At 63.0% G+C, this 19,762-nt stretch carries 6 protein-coding genes and 2 pseudogenes; 6 read left to right on the top strand and 2 right to left on the bottom strand.

Annotation, left to right across the window (positions count from 1 at the left end; all coding sequences use genetic code 11):
- Positions 1-2: 2 nt before the first annotated feature.
- The 3 genes from F2P45_RS11465 to F2P45_RS35640 all read left to right on the top strand — a co-directional run bounded on the left by F2P45_RS11465 (position 3) and on the right by F2P45_RS35640 (position 9,163).
- On the top strand, positions 3-6,893 hold the full coding sequence (locus F2P45_RS11465) for a hypothetical protein (protein ID WP_166874438.1): 6,891 nt from the start codon (positions 3-5) through the stop codon (positions 6,891-6,893).
- Between the two features lie 76 nt (positions 6,894-6,969).
- Complete coding sequence (locus tag F2P45_RS11460; RefSeq protein WP_166874435.1) at positions 6,970-7,668, top strand: hypothetical protein; 699 nt, start codon at positions 6,970-6,972, stop codon at positions 7,666-7,668.
- Between the two features lie 4 nt (positions 7,669-7,672).
- Positions 7,673-9,163 (top strand): formylglycine-generating enzyme family protein, encoded by a 1,491-nt coding sequence (locus tag F2P45_RS35640; protein WP_223164719.1) that lies wholly within the window; start codon positions 7,673-7,675, stop codon positions 9,161-9,163.
- Positions 9,164-9,223: 60 nt separating this feature from the next.
- Here the strand turns inward: F2P45_RS35640 and F2P45_RS11450 are convergent.
- Positions 9,224-9,895, bottom strand: a pseudogene (locus tag F2P45_RS11450) (IS6 family transposase).
- 318 nt (positions 9,896-10,213) lie between these two features.
- A pseudogene (locus tag F2P45_RS11445) lies at positions 10,214-10,372 on the bottom strand (IS6 family transposase); the annotation flags it as partial.
- 1,144 nt (positions 10,373-11,516) lie between these two features.
- Here F2P45_RS11445 and pigA point away from each other — a divergent pair.
- The 3 genes from pigA (at position 11,517) to pigD (ending at position 19,664) form a co-directional block, all read left to right on the top strand.
- Entirely contained in the window at positions 11,517-12,665 is a 1,149-nt protein-coding gene (pigA, locus tag F2P45_RS11440; protein WP_166874433.1) for a prodigiosin MBC biosynthesis dehydrogenase PigA, read from the top strand.
- Positions 12,666-12,793: 128 nt separating this feature from the next.
- Positions 12,794-17,170 (top strand): prodigiosin ligase PigC, encoded by a 4,377-nt coding sequence (pigC, locus tag F2P45_RS11435; protein WP_166874430.1) that lies wholly within the window; start codon positions 12,794-12,796, stop codon positions 17,168-17,170.
- Between the two features lie 52 nt (positions 17,171-17,222).
- Positions 17,223-19,664, top strand: a complete 2,442-nt coding sequence (gene pigD / locus F2P45_RS11430) for a prodigiosin MAP biosynthesis protein PigD (protein ID WP_166874427.1) — start codon at positions 17,223-17,225, stop codon at positions 19,662-19,664.
- Positions 19,665-19,762: the final 98 nt, after the last annotated feature.

Genomic DNA, 19,762 nt, shown 5'->3' with positions numbered 1-19,762 from the left:
TCATGGGCGGCGATGCGCGGAAAAAAGGTGTGGAAAGGCGGCGGCCCGGTGCCCCAGCCGTTGCCGCGCCGGCGGTTAGCGACTCGGACATACGCATTTCGATGGGTAACGGGCAGGCCGCCCATTACGTGTCATTCTCATCGCAGGCGGCGCCGTTTGCTGCCGGCACCGGCAACGGCACGCGTATCTTGTTCATGCCGCCAGAGATCGTCACCGCGCATGATGCCGATAAACCTGTCGCTGACGATCCGGTCAAGGCACAACCGCAGGTCGCGTCCGACCTTGCCGACAAAGACACCAGCACACCCGACACTGGCGCGAAGGCAGCGCTGCCCAAGCCGGCGCGGGCCGAAACCTGGGATGACGCATCAACTCAGCGTAGCGAGGAAGCCGACAAGGAGGCGCGTCAGCAGGATGACGCGAAAGAAGAAGCGCCGGCCGAGGAAGAGGAGGTCATCGAGCTCGATACCGGGACAACCGCGCCCTCGGGCAAAACGGTGCACGGCGGCGCGACGCAGGGTGTCGACCGTGGCGACGGTGGTGGCGATGTCCCGAATCCGCGCGTGATCGTGCAGCGCTGGCAGGCAGGCGTATCCAGCTCCAGCGCCGCTCTGCCGCGGCGCAACATGTCGGCGCTCGCCGGTGGCCCGGGAAAGATCACGTCCGCGGCCGACAAAGCCAACGCGGATCGGCGCGCCAAGACCAGCAACGTGGCGGCCGATGCGGCGGCCAATATCCAGGCGCCGCCGAAGGTGCCAGAGCCGCCGCCGGCGCCCAGGAGCAATCCGATTCCGAATTTCACAGCCGCGATCGAAGCGGCCTCCGGCAAGACGCTTCCGCACGCCTTCCTTCCGGAACTGAGCAAGAGCGCGGAAATCGAGGTGGTGCCGGGCCTGCGGGTGGGCGGCAACATGCCGACCATCGGGGATCGGGCCGTTCGGGACAAATGGGTGCAGCTGCTGTCGACCGAGGGCGCGGAGGCGTTGGCACAGATCCCCGAAGATAAGAATAATCCCGAGCGCAAGGCCCTCGAGGACGCGCGCGCCGCACTTGCCAAGCCGATTAAGGAGGAGCCAGCGCGGGCAATCGGGCCGCCGTCGCCGCTGATCGACAAGGGCCCGCTGGGCATTGCACCGCTACCGCCGGTCCAAGGCACGCCCGTGGCGAATGTGGTCGCCCGCCTGCTCGCATCGAGCGACAGCGCCACTGCGGATGTGTTGGTGCGGCTCAGACGCCTGGTCTACCCGAGGGGCGAGAATACGAAGTACTTCCCGAACATCGGCAGCGCGTTGAGCGGCACGCTGGGCCCGCGCATGAACAGTGAGCTGCGCGAGATCGCCACGGCGGCAGGTGTGAGCGGCGCTGAACTCGACCAGATGGTCGCGACGCGCAAGACGGAGCTCGAAAAAGAGGCTGCCGACATCAACAAGGCGATCACCGCCAGCCATGAGAAGGCCACCCAGGGCGTATCGGAGACCGGCCAGGAAGCGCTGGACCAAATTGAAGGCGCACGCCAGCTTACCGACGAAGAAATCATCAAGCGCCAGGAAGCGGCCACCGGCGGCAGCGATCCGGAAGTGATCAACGCGCGGCGCGACCTGGTGATCCGCTGGGTACGCGCTCACGTCAACCGGCAGACCACCAACTATCAGAAGGCGGGCGAAAAGCGCGAAAAGGAACTGGGCTCGGCGCAAACCGACCGGGTCGAGGCGCTTAACGCGCTGGCCCAGCGCGAGCAGTACCAGGGACTGAACCCGGCGCCGCCGGCCGCTCCGCACGATCGCAGCAAGCCCGAGATCGTGCGCAAGCTTGCCGATTTCGCCGCGGCGCTGCAGGCCGCCGCGCGTGAGGCCGTGCAGACGGTTCGCACTGCGATGCGGCCCTTGTTCAAGACGGCGCGCGACACCACGCGCGAGAACCGTGCGGCCGTCGAAATAGCGGGCAACGACGCCATCGACGCCGCAAACCTGTGGGCCGAGGACCGTATTCTCGAGGGGCAGAGCTGGTGGGATCGGTTCAAGGCAAAGCTGGGGCGCTGGTTCGGCGATGCGCAGAAATCCAACGAGCAGTGGAGCGTGAATCGCACGGAAGAGACGCGTAACGGCATCAACGCGGATCTGGGCAGCGTCGCGGCGGTGCAGCAGTCGGTTGCGAACGGTGCGACCAAGGAACAACTGCTGCAAAGCCAAGGGTTGACGGAAGACCAGCGCGCGGTCGTCACCGAGTATTTCGCGCAGCCGGCCGGGGCCCACCAGCTCGACATCGCGGCCGGGGCGCTGCGTCAGCGGCTGGCCAGGCAGTACGTCGACGTTGCCAGGCCGGCGTTCGACGCCGAACTGCTGGCGCAGCCGGACGGCTCACTCGACAACGTGGCCGAAATGGCGAAATCAATGCGCCCGACCTTCGATGGACCGAAGATCGTCATGGAGGTGCATGCGCAGCTCGACAACTTCGACAGCGACGAATCGGCGATGCTGCGCAGCCTTGAAGGCCTGTCGGCATTCGAAGGAACGCTGGTGCGCCGGATGTATCGCGCCAAGCACGGCATCGACATGGACCTGGCGATGACGCAGGCCTTTGACTCTGACGAAATGGATCAGGCCGAGCTGCGCCTGGCAGGCAAGGGCGCGGCCGCGGACGCAGCGGCGCTGGACTATGCCTTCGGCATCATCGACACCGACGAGAAGGCGATCATGGATCTGCTGCGCGGCAGATCGCAGGAAGAGATCGAACAGATCAGCGCCGAGTACAAGCGGCGCTATGGGAAGGAACTGAACAAGGCGCTGCTCGATAACCTCGATGAAGGAAACGAACAGGAGCAGGCCAAGGCACTGATCGCCGGCGACAAGGAAGCTGCCGCCGCCATCGAGATCGACGAGGCCATGCGCGGCGGCTTCATGGGGTGGGGCACCAAGGAAGAGGATATCGAGGCGACTTACAAGCGCGTGCACGCCGACGTGCTGGCGCAGGCGCAGCGCGAGGGCTGGGGTGCCGAGCAGATGAAGGCCGAGGTGCGCCGGCGCAGCGCCCTGATCGAGGCAAAGTTCAACAAGCGCTATGAAAACGTCGAGGAGTACAACGAGCCAGGGCTTGCGGGCACCAGTGTGCTGCGCCGCGCGTTCTCCAGCGAGATGGATCCTGGCCCCGAGCGCGATCTGGCCAATGCGCTGGCCGACAGCGACATGGTCAAGGCCGATGCCGCGCGCATCGAGATAGAACGCCAGGGGGTGTGGGCCAGCGATGAAGCCATCAACAAGGTGCTGACCAATCAGTACGAGAATGCGCTGCAGGATACCCGTCTCGACCAGGGGCCGGCGCGCAAGATGCGCGTGGACCGCTACCGCAACGAGATCCTGAAACAGGATCCGCAGATCACCGAGCAGGAATTGTCCATAAAGATCATGGCGTTCGAGCGCGTCATGGAGCGCGAAATCGGCGCGGAGGCGCATCTCCGCTCGAACATCAGCATGGAAGTACTGAACGACGCCTACCAGAAAAGATACTTCTATCCGCTGTCGTACACCATCGAAGCGAACATGTCGGGCGCCGATCTGGAGAAGGCCCGCGACCTGCACAAGCAGGGTGGCCGGCTCGACGCGTTTCAGGAAGTCGACTACGCCACCAAGGGTGACGGCACCGACGAACAGGCGCTACGCACCCGTATCGGCAGCATGACCAAGTCCGAAATCGACGAGCTGGACAAGCAATGGAAGGCGAAACACAAGGATCAAAGTCTGCGCCAGCTGCTGGCGGACGAGCTGAGCGGCCGTGATGCATCCGACATCCTGGACATGTACGACCACGGCGCCCCCGAATCGGCCAAGGCCAGGATCGACCAGGAACAGCGCCGTGTCAAACGCGAGCTCGGCGAGCTGACCGGCGTGCTCGGTGGCGCGGCGGCGGGCAGGGAGGCGGACTGGTTGACCGTGCAGATGGGCCGTCTGAACGAACTCAAGTCCGATCTGGACCGGCGCGATTTGTCCGATGACGAGCGCGAGCTGCTGCGCGAGCGGCTCGACTATCGCGTCGAGCTGGTGCAGCAGGGTGTCGAAGACCACCGCCGCGCCATCGACAGCGTGGCCAACCTGGCCGCGCAGGTGGCCAGCATGGTGGTTGCGGTGGCGCTCGGCTCCGCGCTCACCTTCTTCAGCGGCGGCGCGCTCGGCCCCGTGGTGATCGCCGTGATCGCCTCGGTCGCCGCCACCATCACGACCATGGGCACCAAGGCGCTGGTCCAGGGTGGCTCGTACGGTGTGGAAGACATGGGTGTCGACCTGGCGGTCGGCGTGGTCGATGCAATCACCTCCGCGGCCACCGCCGGCATGGGCGGCAAACTGCTGCGCGGCGCCACTGGCGCGGGTGAACAGGCGGCCGCGCGCGTGGCGCAGCCCAACCGCCTGATGCGCCTGGTTGGCAAGGCCGGTGGCAGCGACATCATGCAGAGCGTCGCCAAAAGCCGTGCAGGCCAGGTCGCCGGCAAGGTCGCTTCAAACCTGAACAAAATGGAATCCGGATTCCTGACGCGCGGGATCAAGGGCACCAACATCCTCGCGCGCATGGCCAAGGGCGACAGCAAGGCGCTGCGCATCCTGGCAGAAGGCCTGGCCGAGGGCATCGAGAACGCGGTGAGTGCACTGCCTTCCTCGTTCGCCGGTACGGCCCTCAACGACAAGACCTGGGAAGGCAACCCGCTGCTCAATCTGGCCGCAGGGACCTACGAAGGTGTGAAAGGCGCCGTGCAAATGGGCGCGCTGATGCAAGGGGCGGGCGCCGCGTACGGCGCGGCCAGGTCGCACGTCCGTCTGTCGACGCCGGAGGGGCGGCTGACCGAAGCGAACCGCATCCTCAACGACGCGCGCGCGCAGCACCGCGCAACCAATCCGGACGCGCCCCCCCACGAGGTCATGAATTCGCCCGAGATGAAGCGCGCGCAGGCCGAGGTCGAAAGTCGCGGGCTGGTTGGTGAACAGCGGCAGCTCGCTGCTGCCGCGGAGACGGCAAGCCGTGGCGAGGCAGGCACGCATCCGGACACAGCGATCGATCCCGCGACCCAGGCTTTGCGCGATGGCCTGCCTAAAACGCTGACCGAGCGCGTCGACGTGAGCGTCAACACAGACCTCGACAGCAATTCGGTGCATGTCATTCCCGATCCACGCGGACCCGGTCACGGCGTGCGCGTGGAAGTCGGCCCGCGCGCGACGCCCACCGATGTGCTGTTACACGCGCACACCATCCAGAGCATGCGCCGCTACCAGGGCTTGCTCGGCAAGCTGCGCCAGGCCAAGGACTGGTTCAATCTCACGAGCGTCGGAAGCAATGGATGGGAGGCCAAGCTCGAACTGGAGAAGCTGCCGGGGATCATCCACGAGCGCATGCAGCGGCTGGGCGACAGCACACTGAGCCCCGAAGCGCACGCGGACCTGGTCAGCGAGATCAATCACCTCAGCGCGAAAATTGACGAATACCAGCATGTGCTCGATACGCCCGAACTGCGCGAGCAGCCGGGCCGCGGCTATGTCGCGAACACGGGCAGGCCCGACCGCCCACTCATCGAAGGGGTTGCGACCACGGCTCCCGAACGAAGCCCCAAGGGGATGCGCGAACATGCACTCACGCTGGTGGACAACGGCCCACTGGCCAGCAAGGACACGAAGGTCTACCAGATCGGGCACGAGTGGCAGGAACGCGGATATTACTACCGGCGTGTGGTCGTGCATGATGCGGATAATCTGATTGCGGTGGTCCACGAGGAGACGCGGTCCTTCGACAAAGCGACCGGGAAGCACGAAAAGCGCTGGGTGATTCGTGGTTCGGAGCTATCCGGCAAGCACGGCAGCGGCAAGGTGGGTGAAGCAGCATCACGCATGACCGTTGAGAAAGGGGCGTTTGGCGGCATGATGACGCTGGAAGGAAAGGTGGACGTCAAGGCCCGGCAGGCTGCGGCGGGCACGCGTCGCGCGCAGATCAACGAGAGCGCGCTGCACAATGCATCGGACAATGGCTTCGATGGTGTCTTCCTTCGCATTAATGCCGACGGGACCGCGACCGTGGTGATCGTGGAGGCGAAGAATCAGCCCAGCGGCCTCAGCCTGGAGAGCTTCACCGCCGTGCGGGGCGACGGGTTCAAGAAGAACCTCAGGGACCTGAGAGAACGTCTTAACAGCGCAACAGCGGACGAACTCGGCATTTCCGCCAAGGATCAGGCACTGGCGCTTCAGGCTTTGACTCAGAAATCACCAAATGTCGAGATCCAGATTCACACGACTCCGGATACGCCGCTCGGCCATCGCGATCACCCTGGTTCAAGCATCATAAAAGATCTCGAGATTAGCGTTCAGGGCAAGGACGCAGGCAATGTCAAGGTCGTGCACGTTCCAATGAATGCGACGGTGACCGATCGTGCGCGCACGTCCGTGCGCAAGGAGGCACGGCGCCGCGACAACATCGGCAAACCATCCGTGCGTTTGGAGCAGCTGGCCGGGGAGGGCGCCAGGGCGAATTCGCCGGAGCATCGGCGCGCCGAGGCGATGCTCCGGGCGGAGGGCAGTTTTACCAACGGCGTGGTGAGTCCGCATCCCAAGGGAAAGGGCCAATTCGTCGACAGTTCTGGAGTATTATTTGAAGTGCTGACGCCGGGAGCGCTTGGGAACCAACCGACCGCACAGGCTGTGGCCGCGAAAATCGTCAAACAACTTTACGCACCCGCCCCGGTCGGCGCCACAGGGCAGCGCAAGATTATCCTTGAGATGAGTCACCTGGATCCCGCCACGCGGGACGAGGTCCTGAAGCTATTAAGGGAAGATGCCAAGGTAGGGAAGAGGGCGAAGAACATTCTGATCCACGATCGCGCGAACGGCGCGATGACCTTTTTAAAACCGGAGGACAATCCATGAGTCAATTGCCATGAATCGCCCGAGCGCCCCAGCCGCCATCAGCTGGCATGCGTTGCTGGCGAAACACGCGCCTATCATGCCTGGCTTGATTGAGGCGCAGTTATCGAACTTGGCCGATATTGCCGACCGTGAAACGGACGTGCTGGCTGGCACCTTCGCGGGCGTCGACATGGTGCTGGCGCGCGCCATTCTGTGTTGCGGCAACGCCGAAGCGCGCCCACTGATTTTACTGATGCATCCCTTTGTCCCGAACGCGCTGGCGGCGCTCGACAGCTTCGAGCTGGAGCATACGCAGACGGCAAAGCGCATCTTGAGTTTTGCCTTGCTGGCGCAATGCACGGGCGTGCCGCGTCCCGAAGCTAGCGACAGCGCGCCGCTGAAACCTTTGCTACCCGCACGCGCGGAGCTCAGCGCCAAGCAACAACGCTCGGTTGCGCTGCTTGCGCTGGCCATGCACGATACGGCAACCGCGCGCGCCTTCATCGACGCGGAGCCGGCAACGTACGCGCAACCTGTGCTGAGCCTCGAATTCAATCTCTACGAGCTGATTCGCTATCTTGCCGATGCGCTTGATCAGCAGCGCCCGGCCGACTGGATCGAGCCCGCGTGGCTGGAATACCTCGAGGAGTTTCCCCTGCACCTGGCGTCCGATGCGGCCGAGTGGCCTGACTTGTTCTACTTCGCGCGCATTCTTGCCAACGTGCGCGGCGATAAAGTGAGCGATATCGCGGACGACCTGCATGCGCGCGTGCAGCTCCTGGAAAAACAGGGTTAATAATGTGCTGATCGTCGACCGCCGCCTGCCATTCGCCGACCTGGCCGCGCGCTTGTACGCGGAGGGCTGGCAACGGGCGGCCGATCCGACAGCGCCGTCACCGCTGATCGAGGACGAACCCGAATTCGTCGAGTTCCAGCGCCTGGGCGCGCGCCTCTACTATCAATTCGATCCGGCCACGGGCATGCGCCAACTGCGCGTCGCGGGACCGGACGGCGACGAGGCGCTGGCTGCGCTGGCTGCGCTGGCGGCGTGCCTGCCATGCGAGGGAGTCGAGCGGGCGCGCGAGCTGCTTAGGGCGCCGGACGTGGCGTCGCGATTGCTCGGCCTCGGCATGGTTGAGGCGCTCGGGGCTCGCGAGTCGCTTGACGAAGTCGCGGCAATGATAAGCGATGCCAGTGCCACCGTCGCGCGGCAGGCGCTGCATACCTGCGTGCGCCTGATCGCGGAGCAGGGCGGGGCGGCATTGCGCACGCTGGGCCAGTGGAAGCTGGAAAACCCGGACCAGTCCCTCATTTTTCTTCTGGCTGGCAGTACTTACAACAAGCTGCAGATCCTGCGCTGGTTGGGGCACGACCGTCGCGCGAGCAACGCGGATATCGATGCCGTGCTGCGCACCGCGCTGGCCGATCCGGATTGGGAGGTGCGCTTGACCGCGCTGGTGGTCGCCGCCAGGCTGCGTGCCAATCAGCTGCTGGACCAGGTCGCGACCACCGCGCTGCCGCAAGAGAGCGCCGATGGCGTCAATACCGACGAGCGGCGGATGTTGCGAACCATCCAGCTGTACGCCATTGAACTCCTGCAGGGTGCCGCAGTTCCAGCCCCGTCCGAAGCGCCGCCGAACACCCGGGCGTTGATGCACGATCACCTGCTGCGGTGCCTCGCCGGCGACCCAGTGGCGCATCACGAAAAGGCCTTCCTGTTCCTTACTTCACTGCTAACGCCGCTGCCGGACGAGGTTCCATCGCCGATCGTCGTTCCCCCGGGCATTCGCGCTACCGAGGACGGCTTTCTGCTGGAAGCGCACGGCATCGCCTTGTGCTGGGTGCCGCCGCTTGCACATTGGCTTGGCGAGGAGCTGCCCAGGATGCAGGTAGCGAACCCAATCCGCAATGTGGTCAGCAGCGGCTTCTTCATCGCGCGCGAGGCAGGCACGGCGCTTATGGACTTCGACGCGGCCGTGGCGTACTGCGAGCGGCTAGGCGCAGCAACCGGCCTCAAAATCAGATTGCCCACGTCCGATGAATGGGAAATGGCGGCACGCGGTCCCGACGGACGGCGCTTCCCATGGGGTAATAACGCACGTGCCGAAGCGCGCTTCGCTGCATCACCCTGGGGGGTGACCGGCGCTGTCGGGCTGGCCGCGCAATGGACGTCGTCCATGCGGGATGCTGCGATGCTCGTCCGCGGTGGCGAAAAACAATGGGTGTGCGCGATGCGTGAGCCGGCAAGGCGTGATGTTTTGTGCGCGGTGCGCCTTGTGGTCGCGCCGTAGGCGGTTCTGTCGCGTTGTTGATCAAACGGCGGAGATTGGCCGAAAACGGAGCTGCGCCCCTCAAACTGGACGGACCATTCCTGCCATCGCAGAAAATTGGTAGGCGAACGACATCGCATCGGCACCATCGATCTGGAACTGACCTTTGCGGATCATGTGCATCAGCTCAATTCCAGCCAGCACCGAACTGGCGGACCGGAACGATCTGAAGTTGAGCATGGGCCTGGTCACCCGCTTGATGGCGCGATGGTCCTGCTCGACGATGTTGTTGAGATATTTGACTTGGCGCACCACGATCGGGACGTCGCGACCAGCGTTGACTTCGTCGATCGCCGCCTTGTTGGCACCGCTCTTGTCCATCGCGATCTAGTCGGGATCGCCGTTCGCCCCCATCGCCTTGTCGAAGAAGCGCTTCGCTGTCAACAGGAAGTCGACGGTCTTGCCGTGCTTGTCAACAGCGCGGTACAGGTATTTCCAGACGCCCTTGACCTTGATGTACGTCTCATCCATGCGCCAGCTGCCGCCGACCGGGCGCTTGTGTTTCCGGGCCATCTTCTCGATGAGCGGCAGGAAACGAATCGCCCAACGGTTGATCGATGAATGGTCGACCGACACGCCGCGCTCTTCCATCATCTCCTCGAGGTGCCGGTAGCTCAGCGGGTAGGCCACATACCATCGGATGCAGACCAGGATGACATCGATCGGAAAACGCATTCTTTTGAAGTTAAGCATGTCGAGTCGTCCTGGGTTCGGGCGCAGCAGTTTACCCGATTAGCCCTCGGCGTTCGCTAATGCGACAGAACCTCCTATTAGAGGCTGAAACAACCGTGTCGAGTACTGATGAGGCTCTTGCTCGGGACCCATTGACTGTCAAGCGAGATAACGAAGTACACGCTGAGATTCTAAGGGCCTGCAGGAGCGCCGCGATGCGCTGTCACGCGAAGAAATCGACAAGGAACTTTCCCCGTCAGGTTCGCCTGACGCCCAGCGGTAACGCCACGGAAAAGTCCCAGTAGCACCCGATGCCTGCCGCGAGCAGGCAGCGGCTCCTCAAACTGGACGGACCATTCCTGCCGAGGCATAAAATTGGTCGGCGAACGACATCGTATCCGCGCCGTCGATCGCGAACTGGTTCTTGCGGATCATGTGCATGAGCTCCACGCCGGCGAGCACGGAGCCGGCGGCGCGAAATGATTTGAAGTTGAGCATGTCGATTGGTCCTGGGGTCGGGCGCCATAGTTTACCTGACCGCCCGCCGGCGGCCGCCAATGCGACAGCACCCTGGCTCACGCTCCTCGGCTTGGGCCCGCTTCAGCCACAGCGAGCTTGAGCCGTCGGAGGCCGTAAGCCTCCCGGCACGACTCCCGGATCATTAATATCATTGCTTTGGTGGAAGTATTTCGCTCGCCTGTGTTACCCAAAATAGGTATTTTTTGAACCACGCCGTTTTTTTGAGCCACGCCCCATGCCGCCTTCGACGCCGTGGCGCAGGCCATGGCGCAGACACCCAGAAGCAGCGCCCTGGTCGAAAACCTGCACTCACGGCTGCGAAACTACTTCACGCTGCGCCGCCAACTCGGCGGTTCATACCTAGACCTGCTGCAGTTCTTCCTGAATCGTCGGTGCTACCTTCGAAGCCGTGTCTCGCAGCGAGTCGGTAACAGTCCGGCCCGGCTGATGACCGGCCAAGACCATTCCCACTGGCTCACGCTCCTTGGCCTGGGCCCGCTTCAGCCACAGCTAGCCTGATCAACCGGAGGCATCTCGCATCCTGGCCTCACTTCCGGAATGCTGAAATTCCATTGCTTAAGTGGAAAGAATATGCCCGGCATCTGTTACCAAAAATTGAGCTTTTTTGAAACACTCCCAATTTTGTTAAATCTTCACATAGTTTGATATTTATCAATATGATGTGGCGCAATGTTGTTATTCTAATATTTGTGGCGCTAAAGTGCTTAGGATATCGTCGGAATTGACTTCCCGGTTTTGACGCACCTGATGGGCGCGCTACGGCGTTGCGCCTCGTTTGTGTGGCCCGTTCTGCTACGACGAACAACGCAGCCAGGGAGCCGAAAAAGTGTGCAATCGACCCTGTAGCGCTCTCAGCCAACTGGTGAACTGTATCGAAGCAGCGAAAGTCAATGCTCATGCGGATCTCCAGATGGAAGCGCTTCGAAATTGAGCGGTCAACTGCCGTTGCTAGGTTAAAGGATCTCGAACAGGCTCTTAGGCAGTAGCACAGTGCAATTGTAGCGGTACGGATCGGGCAGGCGTGATGATGCATTGCCAAGGGAGCTTCCAATAAATACATGTGCAGCCGCTATTGCCGCTGCACCAAATATAGGGCAAGTGCATGGATTTTCGTCTCAGCAGCGAGCAGCAAGAATCTGTTTCACACATCCATCGTTTTGCCCGCGAAGTGTTGTCCGCCTCGGCCAGCGAACGCATCGCGTCTTCCCATTTTGACCGCGACAAGTGGACGCAGGCGTCAGAGATCGGCTTGGCCGGTTTGCCGTTGCCTGAAGAGTGGGGCGGTTCCGGCTTTGGTGCGCTCGATACCATGCTCGCGGTGGAGGCGCTCGGCCAGGGTTGCGTCGACATGGGGCTGGTGTTCTCCCTGTGTGCACACATGTTCGCTTGCGCTGTGCCGCTGTGGCGCCATGGTTCGCGCGAGTTGCACGAGCGCTACCTGTCTGGTATGGCGAAAGGCAGCCTGATTGCCGCCAATGCGATCACCGAGCCCGGCTCCGGTTCCGACGCATTCGCCATGCGCAGCAGCGCGCGGCGCGACGGCGAGCACTACATCCTCAACGGCGAAAAATGTTTCGTCACCAATGCGCCGGTGGCCGATGTCTTCCTGCTGTATGCGAAGACCGATGCGCACCAGTCCTATTTCGGCATCAGCGCCTTTTTGATCCCGCGCGGAACGCATGGCCTCACAGTCACTACCGGTGAGCGCAAGTCGGGCCTGTGCACCTCGCCCTGGGGCAGCGTCCATCTGGACGACTGCAGAGTACCCGTATGGGCGCGCGTGGGCGACGAAGGCGCCGGCGCGACCATCTTCCAGGACTCCATGATCTGGGAGCGCGGCTGCCTGTTTGCCGCCTATGTCGGCGCGATGGAGCGCGTGCTTGCGCAATGCGTCGCGCATGCGCGCGAACGTCAGCAGTTCGGCCGTCCGATAGGACACAACCAGGCGGTGTCGGACCGGCTGGTCGACTTCAAGCTGCGCCTGGAAACATCGCGCCTGCTGCTGTACCGCGCCGGCTGGCTCTATGATCAGGGCCTGCCGCATGAAGAGGCGATCGCACAAAGCAAGCTGTGGGTGTCCGAGTGCGCGGTGCAATGCGGACTGGACGCGATACAGATCTTTGGTGGCGCCGGTGTCTGCAGCGAGACCGGCATCGATCGCTTGCTGCTCGATGCACTGCCGGCGCGCATCTTCTCCGGCACCAATGAAATACAGCGCGAGTTCATCGCACGGCACATGGGGCTGCGTTAGCCCGAATCATTCGGTTTCGCATACGCGCCGGACACATCGCTTGTCCGTGGCTAGTTGTAATCCAACGGTCCTGCAAAGCGGGCTTGTTGAAGGCAGCTGTTCAACCCAGGAAAAGGTAGAGACAGAAAATGGCAACGCAGAAAAAGTTCCCCAGCAAGGATTATGAAGAAGGTGCAGCGGCCATTCCCGTTGCGGACGATAGCGGTGTACGGGAAGGCGAAGCGGTCGGCGCTTGCGACGTGGTGGTGGTCGGCGGCGGGCTGTCCGGCCTGGTGGCAGCCTGGAAGCTTGCTGGCCATCGCGTGCTGGTGCTGGAGCGGGAGACCACGGTGGGCGGCGCGGCGCGCAGCGGGCAGCGCGGTGAACTACGCTTCGCCACAGCAGGCAGCTGCTTCCAGGAGCCGGTGCCCGGTTCGGACACGGCGCAATTGCTGAGCGGGCTCGGCTTGTCCAATGCATGGCGCTCCACCGGCAACAGTCAATTCGTGCTGTTCAACACACGCCATCTGCTGCGCGGTCTGGGGGAGGTCACGCTGGGGCTGCTGAAGCAGCCGAAGGAGTTGCTGAACCCGGCGATGTATGGACTGACATTCAACCTCCTCGGCGCCGCATTGCGCGGCAAGAAATTCATCGCGGCGCCGAAGAAGCTGGGCGATCCGGTGTTTGCGGAACTGTATGCCTACCTGCAGCGCTTCCGCAAGGATGGCGGCAAGTATCCGGCGGTACCGTGGCAACCCGGATGCGGCTGGACGCGCGAGGAGATGGAACAGTTCGACTCGATGTCGCTGGCCGAACTATTGTTCGATGAGAAAGTGCGTTCGCGGCTGCCAACGGCGCTGGTGCCGGATGCGAAGTTCGGCCCGCTGGTGCGCGATGCGGTCGAGACGACCCTGAAAGTGGAATGTCTGTCGGTGGCGGATGTGTCCGCCTATGTCGGGCTGCACTTCCTGATCGGCTACTTGTATGGCACGCTGGTGACCTTCCCCGGCGGGAACGGTTATCTCAGCGAACGTCTGCAGGCGGCGTTGCGCGAGCGTGGCAACTGCCGTATTGAAATCGGTGCGCGCGTGCAGACGGTTGCGCGTGATGGCGAACGTTACCGCATCACCTTTGAACGTGGCGGCGTGCAGCGCGAGGTCAGCGCCGGCGCGGTGGTGTGGGCCGCGCCCAAGCATGCAGCACTCGATGCGCTCTCCGGTTTGCCGGCGCAGCAGCAGCATGCGATACGTCAGATCCAGCACCGCGACTTCTGCATCGCGAACGTCTACCTGCGCAACGCCGCCTGGACTGACTACTTCGGCGGCTATGTGATCGAAGGAGATACCGCCGCCGCTGCGCCGCTGGCCTGGTGCCGCAGCAGGGTGTGCGTGGTCGCCAACTGGCTGGACCGCGACACCGGTAAGAAAGCCGGTGTGCTGACCTTGCTCAAGCCGGTGGCGGAACTGCTCGACCAGGGCAAACTCGGCAAGACAGATTTTGCGCAGCTGCAGCAGGCGACCTTGCAAGAAGTGTCGGAAATGCTGCAGGCGAAGGGACTATCCACCGACGAGGTGGAAGATATCCGGATCTGGCGTTGGCCGCGTGCCTTGGTGGTCGCCACGCTCGGGCAAATGAAAGCCGACTTGTTTGTGCGGGCGTCGCAGCCGGTGGGTGGGGTTTCCTTTGCGAACCAGGACAGCGTCGGCATCGGCAACCTGGAGAGCGCAGTGAGCGCAGGGTGCGATGCGGCGCAACAGGCGCAGGCATACCTGCAGCGCACGGCGGCCGATACGATGGTGGCGCAAGCACTGCCTTCCGGCCTGCATGTGATGGAAATTGCCGGCAACCCTGCGACCGGCGTGCAGCGTTTCGGCGGCAAGGCTAACTCGCTCAATACCTTGATCGGCGCCGGCTTCCCGGTGCCACGCGCCTATTGCGTGACGGTCGATGCCTGTCATGCTTTTTTGCAGGCATCCGGATTGGCGGCCTGGATCGACGGCATGGACAAGGTCGACCGCGACACCTGCGCCGACATCCGCGCACGCATTGCGCAAGCGCCGTTGCCGCCCGCGCTGCAGGATGCGATCGTCGCTGCCTATCGCGAACTCGGTAGCGGCCCGGTCGCGGTGCGATCCTCCGCCGTCAATGAAGACGGCGATGCGCAATCATTTGCAGGCCAGTACGACACCTTCCTGCACGTGGAGGGCGAGAGCGCGCTGCTCGATTGCGTCAAGCGTTGCTGGGCGTCGCTGTGGAACGAACGCGCGCATGCCTACCAGGGGCGCAGCCGGGCCGACGGCGGCATCGCGGTGGTGATCCAGCAGATGATCGTTGCCGATACTGCCGGCGTGTTGTTCACCGCCGACCCGATCAGCGGCGATGCCGGACGCACGGTGATCGAATCTTGCTGGGGATTGGGCGAGGGCGTGGTGTCGGGCCAGGCGAGCACCGATACCTATGTGGTGGACAGCGACAGTCATGCGCCGATGGAACGCATTGTCCGGGCCAAGCCGGTGATGTGCGCGCGCACCGCAGATGGCGTCGCGATGCAGGAGGTGCCGCCGCAATTCGTTGACCAGCCGAGCCTGAGCGATAGGCAGGCCTCCGAACTGGCGGCCTGTGCCGCACGCATTCGCCGCCATTACGGCTGCGAACTCGATATCGAATGGGCGCTGAAGGATGACAGTATCTGGATACTGCAGGCGCGGCCGATCACGGTGACTGCTTCCATCGCCGCCAAGCTGTACGGCGACGAGCAGGAAACCAATCAGCAGGTGCGCGAGAACACGATGTTTTCGCGCATGGACACCGGCGAAATCCTGACCGGGCTGATGACGCCGCTCGGACTGTCCTTCACCCGCTTCTACCAGCACCACGTGCACGGCCCGGCAGTCAAGACCATGGGCTTGCTCGACATCGGCAGTTCGCAGTATTACGTCGGCTACCTGCAGGGTCATGTGTACCTGAACATCTCCGCATCGGCGCGGCTGCTGACGCAATGCCCTCCCACGCACGAGCAGATGAAGTTCACGCGGCGCTACGCGACAGCCGACGTCGACTTCACGCACTACAAAAATCCCTACGGCGAACCGGTGTCCGGGTTCCAGTTCTTCAAGAGCAGCCTCTACTGGCTGGCATGCCAGGTGCAGAATATGGCCACTGCTGGCGGCACGGTGAACAAGATGATCGCCTTGCGCCAGCGCGAAACCGAGCGCTTCGGCAAGCTGGAGCTCGAGAAGATGAGCCTGCCGCAGCTCGATGCCGAACTGCAGCGCATCGACCGCTACTTCCTCGAATCCTGTGCTGCCTACATGCCGTTCTTCCTGCAATCGTTCGCGCTGTACGATGCGCTGGCGGAGCTGTGCGAGAAGTGGCTGGGGAACGAAGGAAAAGGGCTGCAGAACCGTATCAAGGCATCGATGAACAACCTGCGTACCATCGAGGTGACGCGTGGCGTGTGCGAACTGGCAGCGCGCGTCGAGCGCTTGCCGGTGCTGCGCGCACTGTTCCTGGAGACGCCGCTGGCGCAGTTGGCGGATACCTTGCAGCAGCATGCAGAGGGCCGCCGTTTCTGGAACGAGGATTTTGGCGCCTTCCTCACGGACTTCGGTTCGCGTGGTCGCCAGGAATTCGAACTGAGCATTCCGCGCTGGAACGACGATCCGACCTATCTGCTGCAAATCATCCGTCTGTACCTGACCAGCGATGTGCAGCTTGAATCGCGTCTGGCGACGATAGGCAAGGCGCGCGAAGAAGACACGCGCCAGTTGCTGGACAAACTGCCGCTCAAGGCAAGGATGACATTCCGCTTCGTGATCGCCGCCTACGCGAAGATGGCGGAACGGCGCGAAGCGACGCGTCCGACCTTCATCGCCGAGACCTGGTTCTACCGCAAAATCATCGTCGAGGTGCTGCGCCGCGTCGAGGCGGAGGGTGTGTCCGGCATTCAGGATCTGCCGTACATCGATTTCAACGAATTGCGCGATTACGTGGCCGGGCGCAAAACGGCGCAGCAGGCATTTTCTCCGCAACTGATTGCGCGCAACCGTCAGCAGCATCTGCTCAACGAGCGCCTGAAGGAACCGCCAATGGCGCTGATCGGCGGCCATGTGCCGCAGCGCGACGATCAGGTGTTGCTGGATGCGGCGCAGGGCGACCTGCTGCAGGGCCTCGGCGCCAGCCCCGGCGTGGCGGTGGGGCGCGCCCGCGTGATCACCGACCTCAACCGCCAGGCGGGCGAATTCCGCCAGGGCGAAATTCTGGTGGCACGCTTTACCGATGCATCGTGGACGCCGCTGTTCGTGCTGGCGGCCGGGGTGGTCGCAGACATCGGCTCGGCCTTGTCGCACAGCTCCATCGTGTCGCGCGAGTTCGGTATTCCGGCGGTCGTCAATGCGAAGCAGGCGACGCAGACCATACGCACCGGCGACCTGATCTACCTCGACGGTGACGGCGGCGTGGTGCGCATCGAGGAACGCGTTGCAGATACCGACGAAGCGCTGGTCGAGCAGAGAGCGATCGCATAAACATCCGGTAGTTATCTCCGCAGATTTCAATTTTCCACTAAAGGACGAAAATATGGATATGACGGCTATAGGCGTGGTTGTTGTCACGCGCCGCCGCGAGTTCTTTGAAACCGGTTTCAGTGTGTTGAACGATGTGCGCGGCGAGGTATTCCAGCACGTGGAAATTGATGCCGACATCGACTATGCACCAGCGCAGTCGGTGTCGAACCCGGTATATCGCGAGGCGTGCGACAAGGCGGTGCGCTTCCTCGCCGCGCGTCGGGAACGCTTGGCGATCAAGGTGATCCAGGCCGACAGTCTGGAGGCGGCGTTCGACAAGATTACCGCCGCGCCCACGCAGGGCGGCTTCCAGGTTGGCATGCTGTTCATCGATTACGCCGATCCGCTGTACGATGGCATCAGCCCGCAAGAAATCGACCAGCAGCTTGTCAGCTTCCACGCGCGCCTGCAGGAGGCGGCGGTGCAGGCATTCTGCTCGTCGTTTTCGACGGCGGTATTCACCTCGCCGCACGAGAACCGCATCCGCTACCAGCCGATGGAATACATCGAATGCATCCTGCCGTCCGACAGGGCGGTGCTGCAGACGGAGTTGCTCTGCCTGTGGATGGATTTCCTCGAACTCAGTTATGTCAATCGCCGCGTCAAGACCGACACACGCGGCCCGCGCAGGAATACGCTGGCCGGCTTCCTGACCGGCTTCCTGTCCGGGCGCGCCCGCAGTGACTGGCTCGGTTTTTACTTCACCGGTTCGCTGGTGTCCAATCTGATCAGTTATTTTGAAGTGGAAGCGAACCGGCTTGGCGCGCTGGTGCTACGTGGACCGAGCGAACACAGCCTGGCTTGCGGCGCGATGGCCAACTGGCAGCTTTACAAGAAGCCGTTCGCAGTGATCGTTACCAGCGGCATGATCGACGAATTCCGGGGTACGCTCGCCAACCTGCGCGAGGCGCGCGCCAAGGGCTTCATCGTCTGCGCGGAAAACCGTGCCAGCCAGTGGTTTGCGTTCCAGGGCACGATTTCCCGCGACGAGGATACGCGTGCGGTGCTGCAGGCGCGCGGTATTCCTTATGTGTACATGGAAGACGCCGAGAATATCGCTGAAGACCTTCGACGCGCGGTGGCGCTGTACGACGCAGGGCAGGGGCCGGTGGTGCTGTTGGCGACGCAGGCAGTGCTCGACGCCGGCGACGAACTCGATCCGGCCCTGTTTGCACCCGCGGTCGACGCGTGCACGGCAGCGCCCGACGAGGCGGTGCAGGATGTTTTGCAGGACGTGATGCAGATCATCAACCAAGGGCCGGAACGGCTGCTGTGGCAATGCGGGCCGATGGATGAGGAAGAATTGGCGTTGACCTTGTCGATCGCGGAGCGTGCCGGCATCGCGCTGACCGACTCCCTCACCCATCCCGGTTCGGTGCCGAAGTACCGCGACGGCAAGCGCATTCCAAATTACCTCGGCACGCTGGCAGTGTACGGCTACAGTCCGCGCGTGTACAACTACTTGCATACCAGGGACAAGCTCAATCCGCAGTCGCAGCAATGCCTGTTCTTCATGAAAAGCAAGCTTGGGCAGGTCAGTACGCCGTTTTCGGAAGGCCGGCTGGCGCGCAAGCTGAGCATTGTGCAACTGACCCGCAACGCCGCACACATGTCACCCTTTACCGACCATGGGCTGGTGATGGACTACCGTAGCTTCCTGCGCCATGTGGACCGCCACCTCGACGTGTCGCCGGCCTTGCGCGAACGCCGCTGCCGACTGATGGCGTCGGTGCCGGACACGCCGTCGGATGTGGCAAGCAAACTGCCGGCGACACCGATGAGCCCGAACTATTTTTTCGCGCGCCTGAATCACCTGGTGGAAAAGCTGATCGTCGAGCGCGCATACGACTACACCGGCCTGTACGACGTCGGCCGCTGCGGCATCTCGGCGATCCGCAATGTCGCGCGCACCCGGCGCGGCTTTTCCGGTTGGTACGGACGGGCGCTGATGGGTGATGCGCTGCAGGCTACGCTGAGCGTCGCGTACACCAGCGGCACCAACGTTGTCGCCTTCATCGGCGACGGCGCCAAGGGCCTCGTGCCCGACATTCTGCCGAGCTTTATCGAGAACGCGCTCAATTATCCGGACCGCATGCGTAAGAACTTCACCATCTTCTACTTTATGAACGGCGGCCACTCGGTGATCAGCACCTACCAGGAGCGCATCCTGTTCAACCGCACCTCGCGCCAGATGCGTCTGGTGAACCTGATGTCCGCGGACTGGGAAGAAGACATCTGCGGTCTGGAGGTCTGCGCGCGCACGCTCGACAGCTTCGACGCCGACATGCTGGCCGAGGCGCTGCAGAAGCCGGGGCGCATCAATCTGTTCTCGGTGGTGGTTGGGCATAACAACGAAGGCGACGGAATAAGCCTGGCGACGGCGACGGGATGGCAGCGCGATGAGATGCCGATTGAGCCGGCTGCCGTGGCGGAAGATGCGCCCTTGATCGTGTGACGCCAGACAACGCGTGCGCGGACGGGCTCCTTTCCTCTGCCGGGAGGAGGGGATAAGTAGTGACGGCGGTTAACTTTAATGATCACCATATGAAACCA

The sequence above is a fragment of the Massilia mucilaginosa genome (assembly GCF_011682145.1).
Taxonomy (GTDB): domain Bacteria; phylum Pseudomonadota; class Gammaproteobacteria; order Burkholderiales; family Burkholderiaceae_D; genus Telluria_A; species Telluria_A mucilaginosa.
Note: the sequence above shows the minus strand (reverse complement) of the source record. Positions and strands in the feature narration are given on the sequence as shown.

Bases quoted from the DNA above. Each gene is read 5' to 3' on its own strand.
- F2P45_RS11465 (WP_166874438.1), top strand. From the start codon at position 3: ATGGGCGGCGATGCGCGGAAAAAAGGTGTGGAAAGGCGGCGGCCCGGT.
- F2P45_RS11460 (WP_166874435.1), top strand. From the start codon at position 6,970: ATGCCTGGCTTGATTGAGGCGCAGTTATCGAACTTGGCCGATATTGCC.
- pigA (WP_166874433.1), top strand. From the start codon at position 11,517: ATGGATTTTCGTCTCAGCAGCGAGCAGCAAGAATCTGTTTCACACATC.
- pigC (WP_166874430.1), top strand. From the start codon at position 12,794: ATGGCAACGCAGAAAAAGTTCCCCAGCAAGGATTATGAAGAAGGTGCA.
- pigD (WP_166874427.1), top strand. From the start codon at position 17,223: ATGGATATGACGGCTATAGGCGTGGTTGTTGTCACGCGCCGCCGCGAG.